General features: G+C 73.1%; 15 protein-coding genes and 2 pseudogenes. 11 read left to right on the top strand and 6 right to left on the bottom strand.

Annotated features, from left to right (window positions below; translation table 11 throughout):
* Positions 1-92: 92 nt before the first annotated feature.
* On the top strand, positions 93-1,136 hold the full coding sequence (locus tag ACWCRJ_RS24105) for a LacI family DNA-binding transcriptional regulator (protein WP_450941216.1): 1,044 nt from the start codon (positions 93-95) through the stop codon (positions 1,134-1,136).
* A gap of 149 nt (positions 1,137-1,285) precedes the next feature.
* Positions 1,286-1,837 (top strand): annotated as a pseudogene (locus ACWCRJ_RS24100) (zinc-binding dehydrogenase); the annotation flags it as partial.
* Between the two features lie 90 nt (positions 1,838-1,927).
* On the opposite strand, the gene ACWCRJ_RS24095 reads toward ACWCRJ_RS24100, so the two are convergent.
* Positions 1,928-2,743 carry a CDP-alcohol phosphatidyltransferase family protein gene (locus tag ACWCRJ_RS24095; protein ID WP_450941215.1) on the bottom strand — a complete coding sequence of 272 codons (816 nt, stop codon included), beginning with the start codon at positions 2,741-2,743 and terminating at the stop codon, positions 1,928-1,930.
* Positions 2,744-2,850: 107 nt separating this feature from the next.
* Here ACWCRJ_RS24095 and ACWCRJ_RS24090 point away from each other — a divergent pair, with 107 nt between their 5' ends.
* The 5 genes and pseudogenes from ACWCRJ_RS24090 to ACWCRJ_RS24070 form a co-directional block, all read left to right on the top strand.
* Positions 2,851-3,831, top strand: coding sequence for a zinc-dependent alcohol dehydrogenase (locus tag ACWCRJ_RS24090; protein WP_450941214.1), 981 nt, complete (start codon positions 2,851-2,853; stop codon positions 3,829-3,831).
* Between the two features lie 168 nt (positions 3,832-3,999).
* Positions 4,000-4,398, top strand: coding sequence for a 6-pyruvoyl trahydropterin synthase family protein (locus ACWCRJ_RS24085; protein ID WP_005484824.1), 399 nt, complete (start codon positions 4,000-4,002; stop codon positions 4,396-4,398).
* Positions 4,395-5,636 carry a glycosyltransferase family 4 protein gene (locus ACWCRJ_RS24080; protein WP_450941213.1) on the top strand — a complete coding sequence of 414 codons (1,242 nt, stop codon included), beginning with the start codon at positions 4,395-4,397 and terminating at the stop codon, positions 5,634-5,636. Before ACWCRJ_RS24085 ends, ACWCRJ_RS24080 begins: the two co-directional genes overlap by 4 nt.
* Positions 5,633-6,601, top strand: coding sequence for a methyltransferase domain-containing protein (locus ACWCRJ_RS24075; protein WP_450941212.1), 969 nt, complete (start codon positions 5,633-5,635; stop codon positions 6,599-6,601). The genes ACWCRJ_RS24080 and ACWCRJ_RS24075 overlap by 4 nt, the downstream gene beginning before the upstream one ends.
* Positions 6,598-7,620, top strand: a pseudogene (locus ACWCRJ_RS24070) (lysylphosphatidylglycerol synthase transmembrane domain-containing protein); the annotation flags it as partial. The gene ACWCRJ_RS24075 and the pseudogene ACWCRJ_RS24070, both read left to right, overlap by 4 nt.
* A gap of 65 nt (positions 7,621-7,685) precedes the next feature.
* On the opposite strand, the gene ACWCRJ_RS24065 reads toward ACWCRJ_RS24070, so the two are convergent.
* Positions 7,686-8,480 (bottom strand): creatininase family protein, encoded by a 795-nt coding sequence (locus tag ACWCRJ_RS24065; protein WP_450941211.1) that lies wholly within the window; start codon positions 8,478-8,480, stop codon positions 7,686-7,688.
* Between the two features lie 77 nt (positions 8,481-8,557).
* Here ACWCRJ_RS24065 and ribA point away from each other — a divergent pair, with 77 nt between their 5' ends.
* The 4 genes from ribA (at position 8,558) to ACWCRJ_RS24045 (ending at position 12,743) form a co-directional block, all read left to right on the top strand.
* Positions 8,558-9,217, top strand: a complete 660-nt coding sequence (gene ribA, locus ACWCRJ_RS24060) for a GTP cyclohydrolase II (RefSeq protein WP_450941210.1) — start codon at positions 8,558-8,560, stop codon at positions 9,215-9,217.
* Between the two features lie 193 nt (positions 9,218-9,410).
* The gene (locus tag ACWCRJ_RS24055) at positions 9,411-10,556 is read left to right on the top strand and encodes an NAD(P)/FAD-dependent oxidoreductase (RefSeq protein ID WP_450941209.1); all 1,146 of its coding nucleotides are present in this window, start codon (positions 9,411-9,413) and stop codon (positions 10,554-10,556) included.
* Positions 10,553-11,593: a saccharopine dehydrogenase gene (locus tag ACWCRJ_RS24050; RefSeq protein WP_450941208.1), complete on the top strand. Its 1,041-nt coding sequence runs from the start codon at positions 10,553-10,555 to the stop codon at positions 11,591-11,593. Before ACWCRJ_RS24055 ends, ACWCRJ_RS24050 begins: the two co-directional genes overlap by 4 nt.
* A gap of 7 nt (positions 11,594-11,600) precedes the next feature.
* Complete coding sequence (locus tag ACWCRJ_RS24045; protein WP_450941207.1) at positions 11,601-12,743, top strand: saccharopine dehydrogenase family protein; 1,143 nt, start codon at positions 11,601-11,603, stop codon at positions 12,741-12,743.
* Between the two features lie 26 nt (positions 12,744-12,769).
* Here ACWCRJ_RS24045 and ACWCRJ_RS24040 read toward each other — a convergent pair whose 3' ends face one another.
* From ACWCRJ_RS24040 to ACWCRJ_RS24025, 4 genes are all read right to left on the bottom strand, one after another.
* Positions 12,770-14,026: a serine hydrolase domain-containing protein gene (locus ACWCRJ_RS24040; RefSeq protein WP_450941206.1), complete on the bottom strand. Its 1,257-nt coding sequence runs from the start codon at positions 14,024-14,026 to the stop codon at positions 12,770-12,772.
* A gap of 25 nt (positions 14,027-14,051) precedes the next feature.
* Positions 14,052-15,497, bottom strand: coding sequence for an MFS transporter (locus ACWCRJ_RS24035; RefSeq protein ID WP_450941205.1), 1,446 nt, complete (start codon positions 15,495-15,497; stop codon positions 14,052-14,054).
* Positions 15,494-16,072 (bottom strand): TetR/AcrR family transcriptional regulator, encoded by a 579-nt coding sequence (locus ACWCRJ_RS24030; RefSeq protein ID WP_450941204.1) that lies wholly within the window; start codon positions 16,070-16,072, stop codon positions 15,494-15,496. Before ACWCRJ_RS24030 ends, ACWCRJ_RS24035 begins: the two co-directional genes overlap by 4 nt.
* An 88-nt stretch (positions 16,073-16,160) precedes the next feature.
* A complete protein-coding gene (locus tag ACWCRJ_RS24025; protein ID WP_450941203.1) occupies positions 16,161-16,730 on the bottom strand; it encodes a hypothetical protein in 570 nt (189 codons plus the stop codon).
* Positions 16,731-16,779 lie beyond the last annotated feature (49 nt).

Here is a 16,779-nt window from a genome sequence, read left to right as displayed (position 1 = left end):
ACCCGCAGCGGACCATCAAAAACCCATCATCCGGTTCCCCGCGGCCCACCGGGCATCGGCGCCGGCAGCGTCGACATCCGGGACACATCGCCATGACACACCCCTACACGATCCGTGAGATCGCCCGTCAGGCCGGGCTGAGCCAGGCCACGGTCGACCGGGTGCTCAACGGCCGGGGCGGGGTGCGGGAGAGCACCGCCCGCGAGGTGCACCAGGCCGTCAAGGACCTGGACCGCCAGCGGACGCAGGTGCGCATCGGCGGCCGCACGTTCATGGTCGACATCGTGATGCAGACCCCGGAGCGGTTCTCCACGGCGGTCCGGGAGGCGCTGGAGGCCGAGCTGCCGTCCCTGCATCCCGCCGTCGTGCGGTCCCGGTTCCACTTCCGGGAGACGGGGTCCGCGTCGGAGATGGTCCGGGTGCTGGACCGGATCGGCCGGCGCGGCTCGCAGGGCGTGGTCCTCAAGGCGCCGGACGTCCCGGAGGTGACCGCCGCCGTCGAACGGCTGGTCGCGGCCGGGACACCGGTGGTCACCTACGTGACGGACCTGCCCGGCAGTGCGCGCGGAGCGTACGTCGGGATCGACAACCGGGCGGCCGGGGCGACCGCCGCGTATCTGGTCCGGCAGTGGCTCGGCGACCGGCCGGGTGCCGTGCTGGTGACGATCAGCCGCGGCTTCTACCGCAACGAGGAGGAGCGCGAGATGGGATTCCGCGGGGTGATGCGCGCCGTCGACCCACGGCGGACCCTCGTCGAGGTCACCGACAGCGACGGCCTCGACGCCACCCAGCGCGACCTCGTCCTCGCCGCGCTGGAGCGCGCGCCGGGGATCGCCGCCGTCTACTCGATCGGCGGCGGCAACACCGCGACGCTCGACGCCTTCGCCGCGCTCGGCCGGGAGCCGCACGTCTTCGTCGCCCACGACCTCGACCACGACAACACCCGGCTGCTGCGCGAGCACCGGCTCTCCGCCGTGCTCCACCACGACCTGCGCCAGGACGTCCGCCGCGCCTGCCAGATGATCATGCGCGCCCACCAGGCCCTCCCCGACGAGGGCCCCTTCCTCCCGTCGGCGATCCAGGTGGTGACGCCCTACAACATGCCGCCCGGGGCCGGGGCGGCCGTCACCGGCTAGCCGGTGCGGGAGTATCGGCCCCCGCCCGGAACGTACGCCGGTACGTCAGCGGCGACACCCCGATCGCCGCGTGCAGGTGCAGGTGCAGGTGCAGGTGCAGGTGCTGGCGCAGCGACGTGCCCGTGGCGAAGCCGACGTGGCCGGCGATCGCGTACCGGGCGCTCGTCGACACCGCCGGCGTCGGGCCGGGGCAGCGCGTCCTGATCCACGCCGCCGCCGGGGGAGTGGGCCACCTCGCCGTGCAGATCGCCAAGGCGCGCGGCGCGTACGTCATCGGCACGGCCGGCGCGGGCAAGCACGAACTGCTGCGCGAGCTGGGCGCGGACGAACTGATCGACTACCGGATCACGGACCTCACCGAGGCCGTCGCCGACGTCGACGTGGTCCTGGACACCCTCGCCCTCGCCGGTGACGTCCGCAGCCGGTCCCTTGACGTCCCGCGCACGGGCGGCGTCCTCGTCACGATCCTCCCGCACGGCTACGAGGAGGACCTGAAGCGGGCCGCGGAGCTGGGCGTACGGCTGGAGCCGATGCTCGTCGAGGCCGACCACGCGGGGATGCGGACCGTCGCCGGACTGGTGGAGAAGGGCCAGGTGCGCCCTCTCGTCGACGCGACCTTCCCGCTCGCCGAGGCGGCCGAGGCACACGCCCACGGTGAGACCGGCCGGACCACGGGGAAGATCGTCCTCAGGGTCCGCTGAGTCGCTGCCGCGATTCCCCTCGTGCGAGGGGCCCCTGAGCCGGGCCCCGCACGGGATGGGCTCGCGGTGAGCCCGTCGTTCGGACGGCGGTCAGCTCGTGACGAGTTCGGCGGTCCGGCGCGCGGCGGGGGTCACCATGGCCACGGTCATCGTCTCCCCGGCGGTCGCCGTGGCCGTCGTCGGCTCGACGCCGGCCGTCCGGTTGCGGAACAGCCAGGCGATGTCCCGCCCGAAGGACCAGAGCAGCGAGCCCAGCGCCAGCGCGACCAGGGCGAAGCCGGCCGCGTAGGGCAGCAGACCGGAGGCGGCGACCAGCAGGAAGACGCCCTGGACCGCGGCGACCGTCTTGCGGGCCATGCTGTGCGGGAGGGAGTTGTTCAGCCAGGGCAGAACCTTGGCGGCGGCGACGAAGCCGTACCGCATGAGGCCGATCAGCAGCACCCACGGGCCCATCGACATCGCCACGTACACGCTCAGCACCAGGATCAGGAACGCGTCGACCTCCATGTCGAAGCGCGCGCCCAGCGCGGTCGAGGTGTTCGTGCGCCGGGCCACCTGGCCGTCGACACCGTCGAGGATCAGGGCCACGGCGGTCAGGCCGACGAACAGCGAGACCGGCGGCGATCCCTGGAAGGAGTCGGCGACCAGGGCGGTCACGGCGCCGACGAGTATCGCCCGGCCGAGGGTCACGCGGTTGGCGGGGCCGAAGGTGCGGGTCCGGGTGCGCAGCAGGGCGCGGTTGAGGACGGCCCAGGTGGCGAGCCCGAAGGCCAGCCCGGTCAGCCAGCCCGCCGGGCCCAGTCCGATCGCCGTGCCCAGGAAGGCGAGGAGCAGCACCTGGGCGCCCGCGCCCACAGTCGTCTCCGAGAGCAACAGCCGGCCGTCGTATGTGTTGATCAGGGCCACCGCATACCTTCCGAACGTGTGACAAGTGGATCATCGCCGCGTACCGTGTCCGCGAACTTCCACCGCTGCGTACGTGGCGAACCGCTCGACCGTTCACGGAGACGCACATGAAACCGACAGCCCGAGCCTTCTGGCTACGCTCCCCCGAAGTGGGTGAGATCCGCGAGGAGATGCTCGCCACACCCGCTGACGACGAGGTTCTCGTCCGCGCGCTGTACTCGGGAGTCAGCCGGGGCACCGAGACGCTCGTGTTCCGCGGCCAGGTGCCCGAGAACCAGTACGCGACCATGCGCGCGCCCTTCCAGGACGGGGACTTCCCCGCCCCCGTGAAGTACGGCTATCTCAGCGTCGGGCGGGTGGAAGAGGGGCCGGACGCACTGGTCGGCAGGACCGTCTTCTGCCTGTATCCGCACCAGAGCCGCTACGTCGTTCCCGTGAGCGCCGTCACCGTCGTGCCGGAGTCGGTGCCCGCCGCGCGGGCCGTCCTGGCCGGGACCGTGGAGACCGCCGTCAACGCCCTGTGGGACGCGGCCCCGCTCATCGGGGACCGGATCGCCGTCGTGGGCGGCGGCATGATCGGCTGCTCGGTCGCCGCGCTGCTCGCCCGCTACCCGGGCGTCCGGGTCCAGCTCGTCGACGCCGACCCCGCGCGCGCCGACATCGCCCGCGCCCTCGGCGTGGACTTCGCGCTGCCCGAGGACGCGCTCGGGGAGTGCGACCTCGTGGTGCACGCCAGCGCCAGCGAACAGGGACTCGTCCGCTGTCTCGAACTCCTCGCCGCCGAGGGCACGGTCATCGAGCTGAGCTGGTACGGCGACCGCCGCGTCGCCCTGCCGCTGGGCGAGGCCTTCCACTCGCGCCGGCTCACCGTCCGCAGCAGCCAGGTCGGAACCGTCTCCCCGGCCGCCCGCGCCGGACGCACCTACGCCGACCGGCTGGCGCTCGCCCTCGAACTCCTCGCCGACGCCCGTTTCGACGCGCTCGTCACCGGAGAGTGTGGCTTCGAGGAACTCCCCGACGTCCTGCCGAAGCTGGCGAGCGGAGAGCTGCCGGGCATGTGTCATCGTGTCCGCTACGAGGCCGAGTGAGCCCGAGGCCGACCGTTCCGGGTTGTCCCACCCGCCCCTGAACTGCCCGAACGGAACATCGACCTCCAAAGAAACAGCAAAACTCGGCTGAACAACGGGTAGGGAGCAGCCGTACTACACGGCATGCCCCGGCCCGGGGGCAGACGTACCGCACTGGAGGGTCGTCCGTTGTTCAGCATCACCGTCCGCGATCACATCATGATCGCCCACAGCTTCCGCGGGGAGGTCTTCGGACCCGCGCAGCGCCTCCACGGCGCCACCTTCCTCGTGGACGCCACCTTCCGGCGCGCCGAACTGGACGACGACAACATCGTCGTAGACATCGGGCTGGCCACGCAGGAGCTGGGTGCCGTGGTGAGCGAGTTGAACTACCGCAACCTCGACAACGAGCCCGCCTTCGCCCACACGAACACCTCGACGGAGTTCCTGGCGAAGGTGATCGCGGACCGCCTCGCCGAGCGGATCCACAAGGGGGCCCTCGGGGAGAACGCCAAGGGCATCGCGGGCATCACGGTCACCCTGCACGAGTCGCACATCGCCTGGGCGAGTTACGAGCGTGCCCTGTGACCGACGTGACCATCGACCGGGCGGTCGTCGGCACCGCCCAGGCATACGGCAGCGCTGTCCAGGCAGACGGGGGAGAGCAAGTGCGGCTCGGCTATGTGCCCGTGCAGAACGCGGTGCTGAAGAACGCGGCGATCGTCCCCATGTCGCTGCGTTCGATGCACTTCGTGATGCCGGGCGGCGTGGACGACCTGGCCCGCCCCAGCGGGGGCAACGCCTACGACCGCCGGATCTGTCTCGACCTGCCCGGCTTCGGCTGGCAGGTGCACAAGCACACCGTCGACGGCAGCTGGCCCAGCCCGTCCGAGCCGGCCCGCGCCGAACTCGCCCGTACGCTGCGCGAACTCCCCGACGGCACGGTCGTCCTGCTCGACGGCCTGGTCGCCTGCGGGGTCCCCGAGATCATCCTCCCCGAGGCCGAGCGGCTGTGCCTGGCCGTGCTGGTGCATCTGCCGCTCGGCGACGAGACGGGCCTGGACCCCGTGCTCGCCGCCGAACTCGACGCCAAGGAGCGGGCCACCCTGCGGGGCGTGTCCGCCGTGATCGCGACCAGCGAGTGGGCCGTCCGCAGACTCGTGTCACACCACGGGCTCGCCCCCGAGCGGGTCCATGTCGCCGCCCCGGGCGCCGACATCGCGCCCCTCGCCTCCGGCACCGACGGCGTCTCCCGGCTCCTGTGCGTGGCCGCGGTCACCCCCCGCAAGGGCCAGCACCGGCTGGTGGAGGCCCTCGCGACCGTCACCGAACTGCGCTGGAGCTGCGTCCTGGTGGGCGGCCTCGATCAGGAGCCCGAGTACGTCGACCACATCCGCACGCTGATCGCGAAGTTCGGTCTGGAGGACCGTTTCCACCTGGCCGGACCGCAGGCGGGCGCGGAACTCGACGCCAGCTACGCCGCCGCCGACCTCATGGTCCTCACCTCCTACGCCGAGACGTACGGCATGGCGGTCACCGAGGCCCTCGCGCGCGGGATCCCCGTGCTGGCCACGGATGTCGGCGGACTGCCCGAGGCCGTCGGCCGCGCCCCCGACGGCGGGGTCCCCGGCATCCTCGTACCGCCGGAGAACCCCGCGGCCATCGCCGCGGAGCTGCGCGGCTGGTTCGGCGAGGCCGACGTGCGGCGCCGGCTGAAGGCCGCCGCGCGCGGCCGCCGGGCCGCGCTGGACGGCTGGGCGACCACGGCCCGCAGCCTCGCCCATGTACTGGGACGGCTGCGGCACGAACCCCGGAGGGCGGCATGACCACTTCCGCCGACATGACCGCGTCCGCGGGCGGCCCGCTGTCCGTGGGCCCCACCGCCGCGGCGGCCGGTGCGTCCGCCGTCGGGGCCGCGCTGAGCATGGCGGGGCGCGGCGGTGACACACCCGCGCCCGAGGGGCACCAGTACGCGCCGCAGTGGCTGGAGCTGCGCGAGAGCGCCGACGCCGACGCCCGTGCGGCGGAGCTGCTGGACCCGCTGCGGATCCGGCTGGCGAACCTGCCCGGGCGGGCCACCGCGCTGACCGTCCACGACCTGGGCTGCGGCACCGGCTCCATGGGCCGCTGGCTCGCGCCCCGGCTCGACGGCGCCCAGCGCTGGGTCCTGCACGACCAGGACCCGAACCTGCTGCGGCTGGCCGTCGCGCGGGCGCCCCGCGCGGCCGCCGACGGCAGCCCCGTCACGGTCACCACACGGCGCGGCGACATCGGGCGGCTGACGTCGGCCGATCTGGCCGGTGCCTCGCTGGTCACCGCGTCCGCGCTCCTCGACGTGCTCACCCGCGAGGAGATCGAGGCGCTCGCCGCGGCCTGCGCGGGCGCCGGGGTCCCCGCCCTGCTGACGCTGTCGGTCGTGGGCCGGGTGGACATCGCCCCCGCCCACCCCATGGACGCCGAGTTCGCCGAGGCGTTCAACGCCCACCAGCGCGCGAGCGATCTGCTCGGCCCGGACGCCATCACCGTGGCCTGCGAGGCCTTCGCCCAGCAGGGCGCCACGGTCCGCGTCCACCCGAGCCCATGGCAGCTCGACACGCGGTACACCGCCCTCGCCGAGGAGTGGCTGCGCGGCTGGGTCGGCGCCGCCTGCGAACAGCGCCCCGAACTCGCCGGGCGCGCCGAGGCGTACCTCCGCGACCGGCTCGCGGCCGGCGCGGCCGGTGACCTCCGTGTCGTCGTCCACCACAGCGACCTGCTGGCCCTGCCCCGGCCCACGGGCGGGGTCTCATGACAGCGCCGGTGGAGGAGACGGTCGGGGCCCGCGCGCTCACACCGGGCGCCGGCCCGCGCGGGGCGGCCTCGGAGCCGAGCGCCACCCCCGCGGCCGTTTCCGACCCCACCGCCCAGGACGGGCCCACGGCGTCGAAAGCCGGCGGCTCGGCGTTCACCCGCGCCCTGCGCACCCACTTCGGCACGCTCGCCGGAACGGTCATCCTCGTCGTCGTGTTCTGGCGGATGGGGACCGGCGTGTTCGTGGACGGGCTGCGGCGGATCGACGGCGGGACGCTGGCGGCGGCCGTCGCGATCGGTGTGTTCACCACGGTGTGCAGCGCGTGGCGCTGGTGCGCGGTGACGCGGGCGCTCGGCATCGGACTGCCGCTCGGGCCCGCCGTCGCGGACTACTACCGGGCGCTGTTCCTCAACGCGGCCCTGCCCGGCGGTGTCCTCGGCGATGTGCACCGCGCGGTGCGGCACGGCCGGAGCTCCGGGGACATGGGCCGGGGCGTGCGCGCGGTGGTCATCGAGCGCACAGCGGGCCAGTTGGTGCTGGCGGTCCTGGGCGTGACGGTTTTGCTGGTGCTGCCCTCGCCGGTGCGCGAGCAGACCCGCCACGCGGTGGGCCTGACCGCGCTCGTCGCGCTGGGCGCGTCGGCGATCTGGGCCGCGACCCGGATCGGCCGCGGGCCGGGCGCGGGCGCGGGCCGGGGCCGCCGGGTCCGGGCCGCTCTCGCCGAGGCGCGCGGCGCACTGCTGGACCGCGACAGCGGCCCCGCCGTGCTGGTCTCCTCGGTGGCGGTCCTCGCCGGGTACGTGGCGACGTTCCTGCTCGCCGCACACGTCGCCGGGTCCGGCGCGACCACGCCGGAACTCCTGCCCCTCGCGCTGCTGGCCCTGATCGCCATGAGCCTGCCGCTCAACGTCGGTGGCTGGGGCCCCCGCGAGGGCGTCACCGCCTGGTCCTTCGGCGCCGCCGGTCTGGGCGCCTCCCAGGGCCTGACCGTGGCCGTCGTCTACGGTGTGCTCAGCTTCGCGGCCGCCCTCCCGGGGGCCCTCGTGCTCGTCGGACGCTGGTACGGCTCCCTGCGGGCCCGCCGTCAGCCGGCGGACGAGGCGGTTGCCGAGGGCGTCCCGGGCGGAACCGTTCCCGTGTCCCAGGCGTCCGAGGTGACCAACGAGAAGTACGCGCCGAAGGAATGGACGAACCCTGCCAGCAACTCCTTTCCCTTCGCGGCGGATGCCAGGGACGGACGGCCGATGACACCGGAATCGGTGTAGGCCGACATACCGAGGGAGAGGAGATGACGGCGGTCGTCGGCAAGGAAATCGGTGGTCTCGTGACCGGGCCGGACCAATTCGGGATGGCAATGCAGAAGTATGGAGGTCTCTATTTCTCCCGCATGCATATCACTGAGCAACGAGGTCTGTACGCCCGCCCGTTCACGGGCGGCTTCCCAGTCCTCCATCGCCGGGAAAAGCGCCATTCGATGTCCCGCCGCGGTGGATTCCTGGACGACGTTGCCCAGGACATAATTCCCGCCGTGACCGTTCACCACCACCAGCGCCTCGACGCCCGAGCGGCGCAGCGATGCGGCGATGTCGCGGACCATCGCGTGCAGGGTCGTCGCGGAGATGCTGACGGTGCCCGGCCAGGCCGCGTGCTCGTGCGAGCAGGCGATGGTCACCGGCGGCAGGAGGTGCACCGGATACGCGGCCGCTATCTCCCGGGATATGGCGCAGGCGACGAGGGTGTCGGTGGCCAGCGGCAGATACGGGCCGTGCTGCTCGTAGCTGCCGACGGGAAGCACCGCGACCTGAGGACCGGCCGCCCGCTCCCCCCGCGCGCGGACGTCCGCGGTGGTGTCCGTCGGAACAAGACTCGAACTGCTCATCTTTACACGGCCTTTCGTCTCTGCTGATGCTCCGTCATTTTCGCATGACGCCAGGGCTTACCAGATTGGAACAGATCATGACAGAAAATGTTGGTGTACTCGGCACGAATGCCCAGTCCTCCGGCGCCCTACGTGTGGTGAACGCCCCCCTGCCCACGACCTACGGCGACTTCGAGGCCGTAGGTTATCTCGACCAGGACCGCGGCGAGGAACAAGTGGCACTGGTGTACGGCGACATCAGCGGTGGTGAGGGAATTCTCATACGGTTGCACTCGGAGTGCCTGACCGGTGACGCGTTCGGCTCCCAGCACTGCGAATGCGGTGAACAGCTGGACAGCGCGCTGCGCGCGATAGTCGCCGAGGGTCGCGGTGTTCTCGTCTATCTGCGCGGCCACGAGGGCCGCGGGATCGGCCTGCTCGCCAAGCTCCAGGCGATGAAGCTCCAGGCGGAGGGCCTGGACACCGTCGAGGCGAACCTCGCCCTCGGACTGCCGGTGGACGCCCGCGACTACCGGGTGGCCGCCGAGATGCTGCACGACCTCGGCATACGGTCGGTCCGGCTGATGTCGAACAACCCCCGCAAGCGGGAGGCGCTGCTGCGCCACGGCATCACGGTCTCCGAGCAGGTGCCGCTGCTGATCACGCCGTGCGAGGACAACATCACCTACCTGCGCACCAAGCGGGAGCGGCTCGACCACTACCTGCCGCACCTGGACGCGGTGGTCCACTCGTCCTGAGCGCCGGGGTCCGCGCGGCGGCCGCCCCGGAGGCGGCCCACGGCTCCGACACCGGCCGCCGCGCCCGCCCGGAGCGCCCCACGCGCCGCCCCCGCACGGGCCGGTACGCGGGCGCTCCGCATGAACGTTCGCCCGTGGTGGAAGACCTGATTCGGTCGGGCCGTCCGACCGGGGTCGGGCGAAGGGAGCGTTCGTGATCCGCAGCGCACGGGTCGTCGTCATCGGCGGAGGCGTCATCGGGACGAGCATCGCCTACCACCTCGCCGCCGCCGGAGTGGAGGACGTCGTCCTCGTCGAACGCGACGAACTGGCCTCCGGATCGACCGCGAGGGCCGCCGGCGGGGTCCGCGCGCAGTTCTCCGACGAACTCAACATCCAGCTCGGCGCCCGCAGCCTGGAGGCGTTCGGCCGCTTCCGGCGGGAACCGGGCCACGACATCGGACTGCACCGGGTCGGCTACCTCTTCCTCCTGACGACCCCCGGCGAGGTCGCCCAGTTCGAGGCGGGGGTGCGGCTCCAGAACGACCTGGGCGTCCCCAGCCGCATGCTCGACCCGGCCGAGGCCCGGCGGCTCTCCCCGCTGATCTCCACCGAGGGCCTGCTCGCCGCCGCGTTCTCGCCCGACGACGGACACTGCACGCCGGAGTCCGTGGTCCACGGCTACGCCGCCGGGGCCCGCCGCCACGGGGCGACCGTGCTGCGCAACTGCGAGGTCCTCGGCATCGAGACCTGGCGGGACACGATCACCGCGGTGGTCACCGGCAAGGGCCGGATCGTCACCGACACCGTGGTGTGCGCGGCCGGCGCCTGGTCCCGGTCCGTCGGAGCCATGGTCGGCGTGGACCTTCCCGTGGAACCCCTGCGCCGCCAGATCGCCGTCACGGAAGCCGTCCCCGGCCTCCCGCCGAACCTCCCCATGACGATCGACTTCACCAGCAGCCTCTACTTCCACACCGAGGGCCCCGGCCTCCTGGTCGGCATGTCCGACCCCGACGAGCGGCCCGGCTTCTCCACCGACACCCACGACCGCTGGATCCCCCGCCTGTACGAGGCCATGGAGCGCCGCGCACCCGGCCTGCTCGACCTGCGCCGGACAGGCGGCTGGGCGGGCCTGTACGAGATCACTCCGGACCACAACGCCCTGATCGGCGAGGCCGGTTCGTGCTCCCGCTTCCTGTACGCCACCGGCTTCTCCGGCCACGGGTTCCTCCAGGGCCCGGCGGTCGGCGAGGTGGTCCGTGACCTGTACCTCGGACGCGTACCCTTCGTCGACATCAGCCCGCTGAGCGTCGACCGGTTCACGGCCGACACCCTGCGCCCGGAGGCCAACCTCGTATGACCGATCTCCACTTGTGGCTCCGCCACGAGACCCGCACCACCGAACGCCGCACCCCGATCGTGCCGTCCGACGCCCGGCGGCTCGTCGAAAGCGGAGTACGGATCACCGTCGAGGAGTCCCCGCAGCGGATCTTCCCCCTGGAGGAGTACGAGGAGGCCGGCTGCCAGGTCGCCGACCCCGGCTCCTGGGTCTCGGCGTCGGCGCGCGCGGTGATCGTGGGCCTCAAGGAACTCCCGGACACACCGGACGAGTTGACGCACCGTCATATCTTCTTCGGGCACGCCTACAAGGGGCAGCCCGGTGCGCGGGCGCTGCTGCGCCGGTTCGCGGCCGGGGGCGGCGCGCTGCTGGACCTGGAGTACCTGGTGGACGACCGGGGCCGCAGGCTCGCCGCCTTCGGCTTCTGGGCGGGCTATCTGGGCGCCGCCCTCGCCGTGCTGCACCACCGGGGCGCCCTGCGCGGCCCTCTCCAGCCGACCACCAAGGAAGCCATGGAGTCCGAACTCCGGGCGTCGACAGGTGACGTGCGCGCGTTGGTGATCGGCGCCCTCGGCCGCAGCGGCCAGGGTGCCCGGGTGGCGTTCGGTGAGGCGGGCGTCGAGCCGACCTGCTGGGACTTGGCCGAGACCCGCGACCTGGACCGGCCCGCCCTGCTCGCCCACGACCTGCTGGTCAACACGGTACTGACGACCAGTCCGGTCCCGCCGTTCCTGACGGACAAGGACCTCGACGGCCCGGACCGCCGCCTGCGGACCCTGTCCGACGTCACCGTCGACGTCGGTTCCCCCATGAACGTCCTGCCGGTCTACGACACGACCACGGAGTGGGACCACCCCGTGCGGCGGCTGCGCGAGCACCCGCCGCTCGACCTCATCGCCATCGACAACCTGCCCTCCCTGCTGCCCCGTGAGGCGAGCACCGACTTCTCGGCCGCGCTGCTGCCGCAGCTGCTGGACTTCGGGACCGGCGGGGCGTGGGGCCGGTGTCTGGACCGTTTCCGTCAGGTGAGCGCCGAATCGGGGCTCACAGAGAGGTAGGTGCCCGATGACCGCCGAGGTGGTTCCCGCGAGCGGTACCGTCCACTGGGTCGGCGCCGGCCTGTCCACGGGCAGCGGCCTGGCGGCGCTGTGCGACGGCGCCGCCCGGGTACGGCTGTGGCACCGCAGCGAGGAGCGCGCGGGGCAGGCCCTGGCCGCGCTGGGCCTGACGGGCCGCGCCGAGCCCCGTGCGTACACCCTGCCGGCCCTCGCGGCCGAGCTGGCACCGGGCGACGTCGTGGTCTCGATGCTCCCCGCGCCGGACCACGGGCCGCTGCTCGGGGCGTGCGTCGGCGCGCGGGCCCACTTCGCCTGCTCCAGCTATGTCTCGGACGCGGTCCTGGAGCAGGTCCCGGCGGCCGAGGCCGCCGGGGTCACCGTGCTCACCGAGGCAGGCCTGGACCCGGGCATCGACCACCTCTTCGCGCACAGCCTGATCGCCCGGGCGACCCGCGCGATCGGGCCGGAGACCGCCGCCTCCTACACCTTCACGTCGTACTGCGGCGGTGTGCCGGCCGTGCCCAACGACTTCAGGTACCGCTTCAGCTGGGCACCTGCCGGGGTGCTGGGCGCGCTGCGCTCGCCCGCCCGTTACATCGAGGACGGAGCCGAGACGACGGCCGACCGGCCCTGGACGGCCACCCGCCCCCATGTCATCGACGGCGAGACCTTCGAGGCCTACCCCAACCGCGACAGCGTCCCCTTCGTCGCCCAGTACGGCCTGCCACCGGCCTGGAAGCCGCGGACCTTCGTCCGGGGCACCCTCCGCCTCGACGGCTGGCTGGCGGCCTGGGCGCCGGTGTTCGCCGAGCTGGAGGGCGGCGACGACCGGCGCATCGCCGCGCTGGCACGCGAACTGGCGGCCCGCCATCCGACGACCGACGCCGACCGCGACCGGGTGGTCCTGGCCGTCTCCCTCGACGTGCGCACCGGTTCGGGAGAACACTGGTCCGGCCGGCACCTCCTCGACGCCGTCGGCACCGAGGAGGAGAGCGCGATGGCCCGCCTGGTGTCCCGCCCGCTGGCCCTGGGGGTGGGACACATCCTGGACGGATCGCTTCCGGCGGGCCTGAACCGGGCCGCGGAGACGGGAGAGCGGTCGCAGGCGTGGCTGGCCGAACTGGCCCGGACGGGTGTGGAGTTCACGTAGCGAGGCCACCGACAGGGGCCGGGGCACTACGCGACGGGCCCCTGTCGGAGCGGCGGCTGGATCACCGCCTGGTGCACCAGCCGCTTCAGGTCGGGATAGACCGAGAACGACGACCGCCGCCGCACCTGCGTCATGAACTGCACCGTCAGATCCCGCGCCGGGTCCACCCAGAAGATGGTGGTCGCGGCCCCGGTCCAGCCGAACGTGCCCAGGGAAGAGGGATGCTCGGTCACGGCGGGGTCGATGACGACGGACACCCCGAGCCCGAAGCCGACGCCCACGTTGCCCGGCTGCCGGTGGAACGGACTGCCGTGCGTGTGGATGTCGACGCCTCCCGGCAGCTGGTTCGTGGTCATCATGTCGACGGACCCGGCGGAGAGCAGCCGTACGCCGTCGAGTTCGCCGCGCCGGCGCAGGAACTCGGCGAAGCGGTGGTAGTCCAGGGCGGTGGCGGCGAGGCCGCCGCTGCCGGAGAGGAAGCGCGGCCGGCCGCCGCGCAACGGCAGCCCCGGCACGGGCGCGATCGAGCCGTCCTCCTGCTCGCCGTACAACTCGGCCAGCCTGCCGGCCTGTTCGGGACCGACCTGGAAGCCCGCGTCCGTCATGCCGAGCGGACCGAGGATCCGCTCGGCGAAGAACGCGTCGAGGTCCTGCCCCGACACCACCTCGACGATCCTCCCGAGGACGTTGGTGGAGACGGAGTAGTTCCACTGCGAGCCCGGCTCGAACTGCAGGGGCAGACGCGCGTACTCCGCGCACGTCTGCGCCAGGGTGGCCCCCGGCCGTACGGAGTTCTCCAGGCCCGCGTCGCGGTAGAGCGCGTCGACGGGGTGGTCGTAGTAGAAGCCGAACGTCAGGCCCGAGGTGTGGGTCAGCAGATGGCGGACGAGGATCGGCTGCCCGGCCGGCCGGGTCCGGACGTCGGCGCCCTCCCCGGACTCGTACACGCGCGGCTCGGCGAACTCCGGGAGGTAGCGGGAGATCGGGTCCGTGAGTGACAGCCGGCCCTCCTCGACCAGTATCAGCGCGGCGACCGAGGTGACGGGCTTGGTCATGGAGTAGACCCGCCACAACGTGTCGGTCTCGACGGGGAGCCCCGCCTCGCGGTCGCGGTGTCCGTACGTCGTCAGGTGGGCGACGCGGCCGCCGCGGGCCAGGGACAGCAGATAGCCGGGCAGCCGGCCCTCGTCGACCTGCCGGGCCAGGTGCGCGTCCAGACGGGCCAGGGTCTTCGGGTCGAGGCCCGCCTCGCGCGGGTCGACCTCTCGGCGCAGTCGTTCCATGGTGGTTCTCCTCCGGTGGCCCGGCTCACGGCTCTCGTTCAACGCTGTTGTCCTCATCGTTCCGTACTGATCGCGTTCCATCCCTCGCGGGGCGGGCGGGTCGAGGCATTCGTACGGCGAGAGGCGCACCGAGCGCGGCCACGCCGGCCAGGAGCAACAGGGCGGGGCCCGTGCCGAACGGCATGAGCGTCGTCGCGGCCGCCACCCCCAGCGCGGGCCCGACGTTCATCGCGGTCTGCTGCAGCCCGCCCGCCACTCCGGCCGACTCGGGCGGCGCCTGTCGTACGACGACGGCGGTCGCGGTGACCATCAACGCGCCGAAACCGGCGCCGAGCAGCAGGAATCCCGCGCCGATCACCGGCGTCGACGATCCCGGGCCGAGCCGGGACAGCGCCAGCACACCGGCGGTCAGCAGCCCCGTGCCCGTCAGGGCCGTGGGGCGGGCCCCCCACCGGCGCAGCAGGACGGCCGACAGCGGCGCCCCCAGCACCATCGTCACGCCGCCGGGCAGCGCGACGAGGCTCGTACGCAGCGGGTCCATGCCGAGGACGTCCTGGAGGACGAAGCTGCACACGAACAACGCGCCGAGCATCGCCGCCGAAGCGGCCACCAGCACCCCGAGCGCGGCGCGCACCGGCGGCGAACCGAGCACGGCGGACGGCAACAGCGGGTTCGGCGTGCGCCGCTCGTGCCGTACGAGGGCGAGGGCGGACGCGCCGGCGATCAGCAGGCCGAGCGCACCGGTGGCCGTCCAGCCGTGCTCCGGCACCCCGACCAGCGTGTGCACGAGAGCCGCGAGGGTCACGGCGAGCAGCGCGGCGCCGGGCAGGTCGAGCCGGGGGCCCGGAGCCCTGCTCGCGGGCCGCGCCGCAGGGGTGCGCACCGCCAGCGCCGCCAGACCCATGACCAGCGCCGGTACGACGTTGAGGAAGAACACCGCCCGCCAGCCCAGCTGCGCGACGAGCACACCGCCGACCAGCGGACCGGCGGCGACCGCCACACCGATGGCGCTGGTCCGCAGCGCGATGGGCATCCCCAGCCTCTCGGGCGGGAAGGCGGCCCGCAGCATCCCGAGCGTGGCGGGCTGCAGCAGCGCTCCGAAGACACCCTGGACGACCCGCAACCCGATCACCCAGCCCACCCCGGGCGCGAACCCGATGCCGGCGGAGGCCGCGCCGAACCCCAGCACGCCCCAGGCGAAGACACGCCGATGGCCGAACCGGTCGCCGAGCCGTCCCGCGAACACCAACAGCCCCGCCACCGCGATCAGATAGCCGGTGCTGGTCCACTGCACCTCGGTGAGGGACGCGCCCAGATCCTCGCGCAGCGCCGGCTGGGCGATCATCAGCACCGTTCCGTCGAGTGCGACCAGCACGGCACCGAGCACGCTGTTGGCGAGGGTCAGCCGACGGTGGCGCGCGGATACCGGTGTGTTCCCCTCGACGCCGGCCTCGGCCGTGGACGCCGTCATCGCCCTTCGCTCCCCAGATGCGCGTCCAGCGCGGTGCGCAGCAGGGGCGCGAAGTCGGCGGCGCCTGTGGTGAGCTGGAGACTGCCCCAGGTCCACAGCTGGGCGATGCCGTAGAGGTTCGCCAGGAGGGCGCCCGCCACGAGGCGGGCGTCGGCGTCGGGCCGGGCCCGTGCGACGAGGTCCACCAGCAGGCCGAAGATCGGCAGGCTGGCGTCCCGCAGCCGCAAACCGTCGCTCTCCAGCAGATCATGACGGAACATCAGCTCGTGCATGCCCCGGTGGGTGAGCGCGAAGTCGAGGTACACGCGCCCCAGCGTCGCGATCTGCTCGCGGGGGCTCGCCGTACCGTCCCCGAGTGCGGTCGCCCCCCTGGCCGCCAGGTCCTCGAAGCCCCGGCGTGCGATGGCCGAGAGCAGCTCCAGATGGGTGGGGAAGTAACGGCGCGGCGCCCCGTGCGACACCCCCGCCCGCCGTGCGATCTCCCGCAGGGACAGCGCCTGGACCCCCTCCGCCGTCACCAACTCGACGCCCACGTCCACCAGCCGGGACCGCAGCCCCGTGTTCGGCTCGTTCATGGACACTGTCTACCAAGGAAAGGTAGACAGTGTCTACTCGATGCTGGCCCGCTGGCCCGCTGGCCCGCTGGCCCGCTGGCCCGTCGGCCTACTCGCTGCTGCGCCCGGCCGCCTTCCTCAGCACGCACAGGTTGGCTTCGTCGGGGTCGCCGACGTAGTCCCACAGGAGTGGGTTCTTCGCCGTGCCCCGGGCGTCGTACTGGGTCCAGACCCCGCCCGGCGTGAACGTGAGACGGATCGTCGATGCGGGGTCCCCCGTGTCGACGTCCGGCATGGTGTCGTGTGTCCAGGTACCCGTGCCCGGGTTCGGCGCGACGGCGGTGTCGAGGTCGGCGTCGTTGAAGTCGCCGCAGATCCCGTGCGAGGCGAACGTCCCGTCCGCCTTCAGCTCCAGCCGTCCGCCCTGCCCGTCCACCCAGGTGCCCGCGACCTCGGCCGGGCGCATGGCCCGGGGCTCCCCCTCGGGAACGGGGACCGACAGCCGGCTCACCAGGAGCAGCAGCGCGAACGCCCCGAACAGCAGGAGCAGCCCGCACCCCGCCAGGCCGACGAGCGGGACGAGCAGGGCGATCCGCCGGCGCCGTCTGCTCGTCTCTGCCGAAGGCCACCCCTGCCACGGAGGCGGAGTGGTTCTGCAAGGGTCTTCGGCGCGCTTCACATCGTCCCCCCCGACGCGGTGCCGCCTCGTCGCGGCGGTGTGCGGTCAT

It is taken from the genome of Streptomyces sp. NPDC002324, from assembly GCF_053593335.1.
This window is presented reverse-complemented; position numbering and strand designations above follow the sequence as displayed.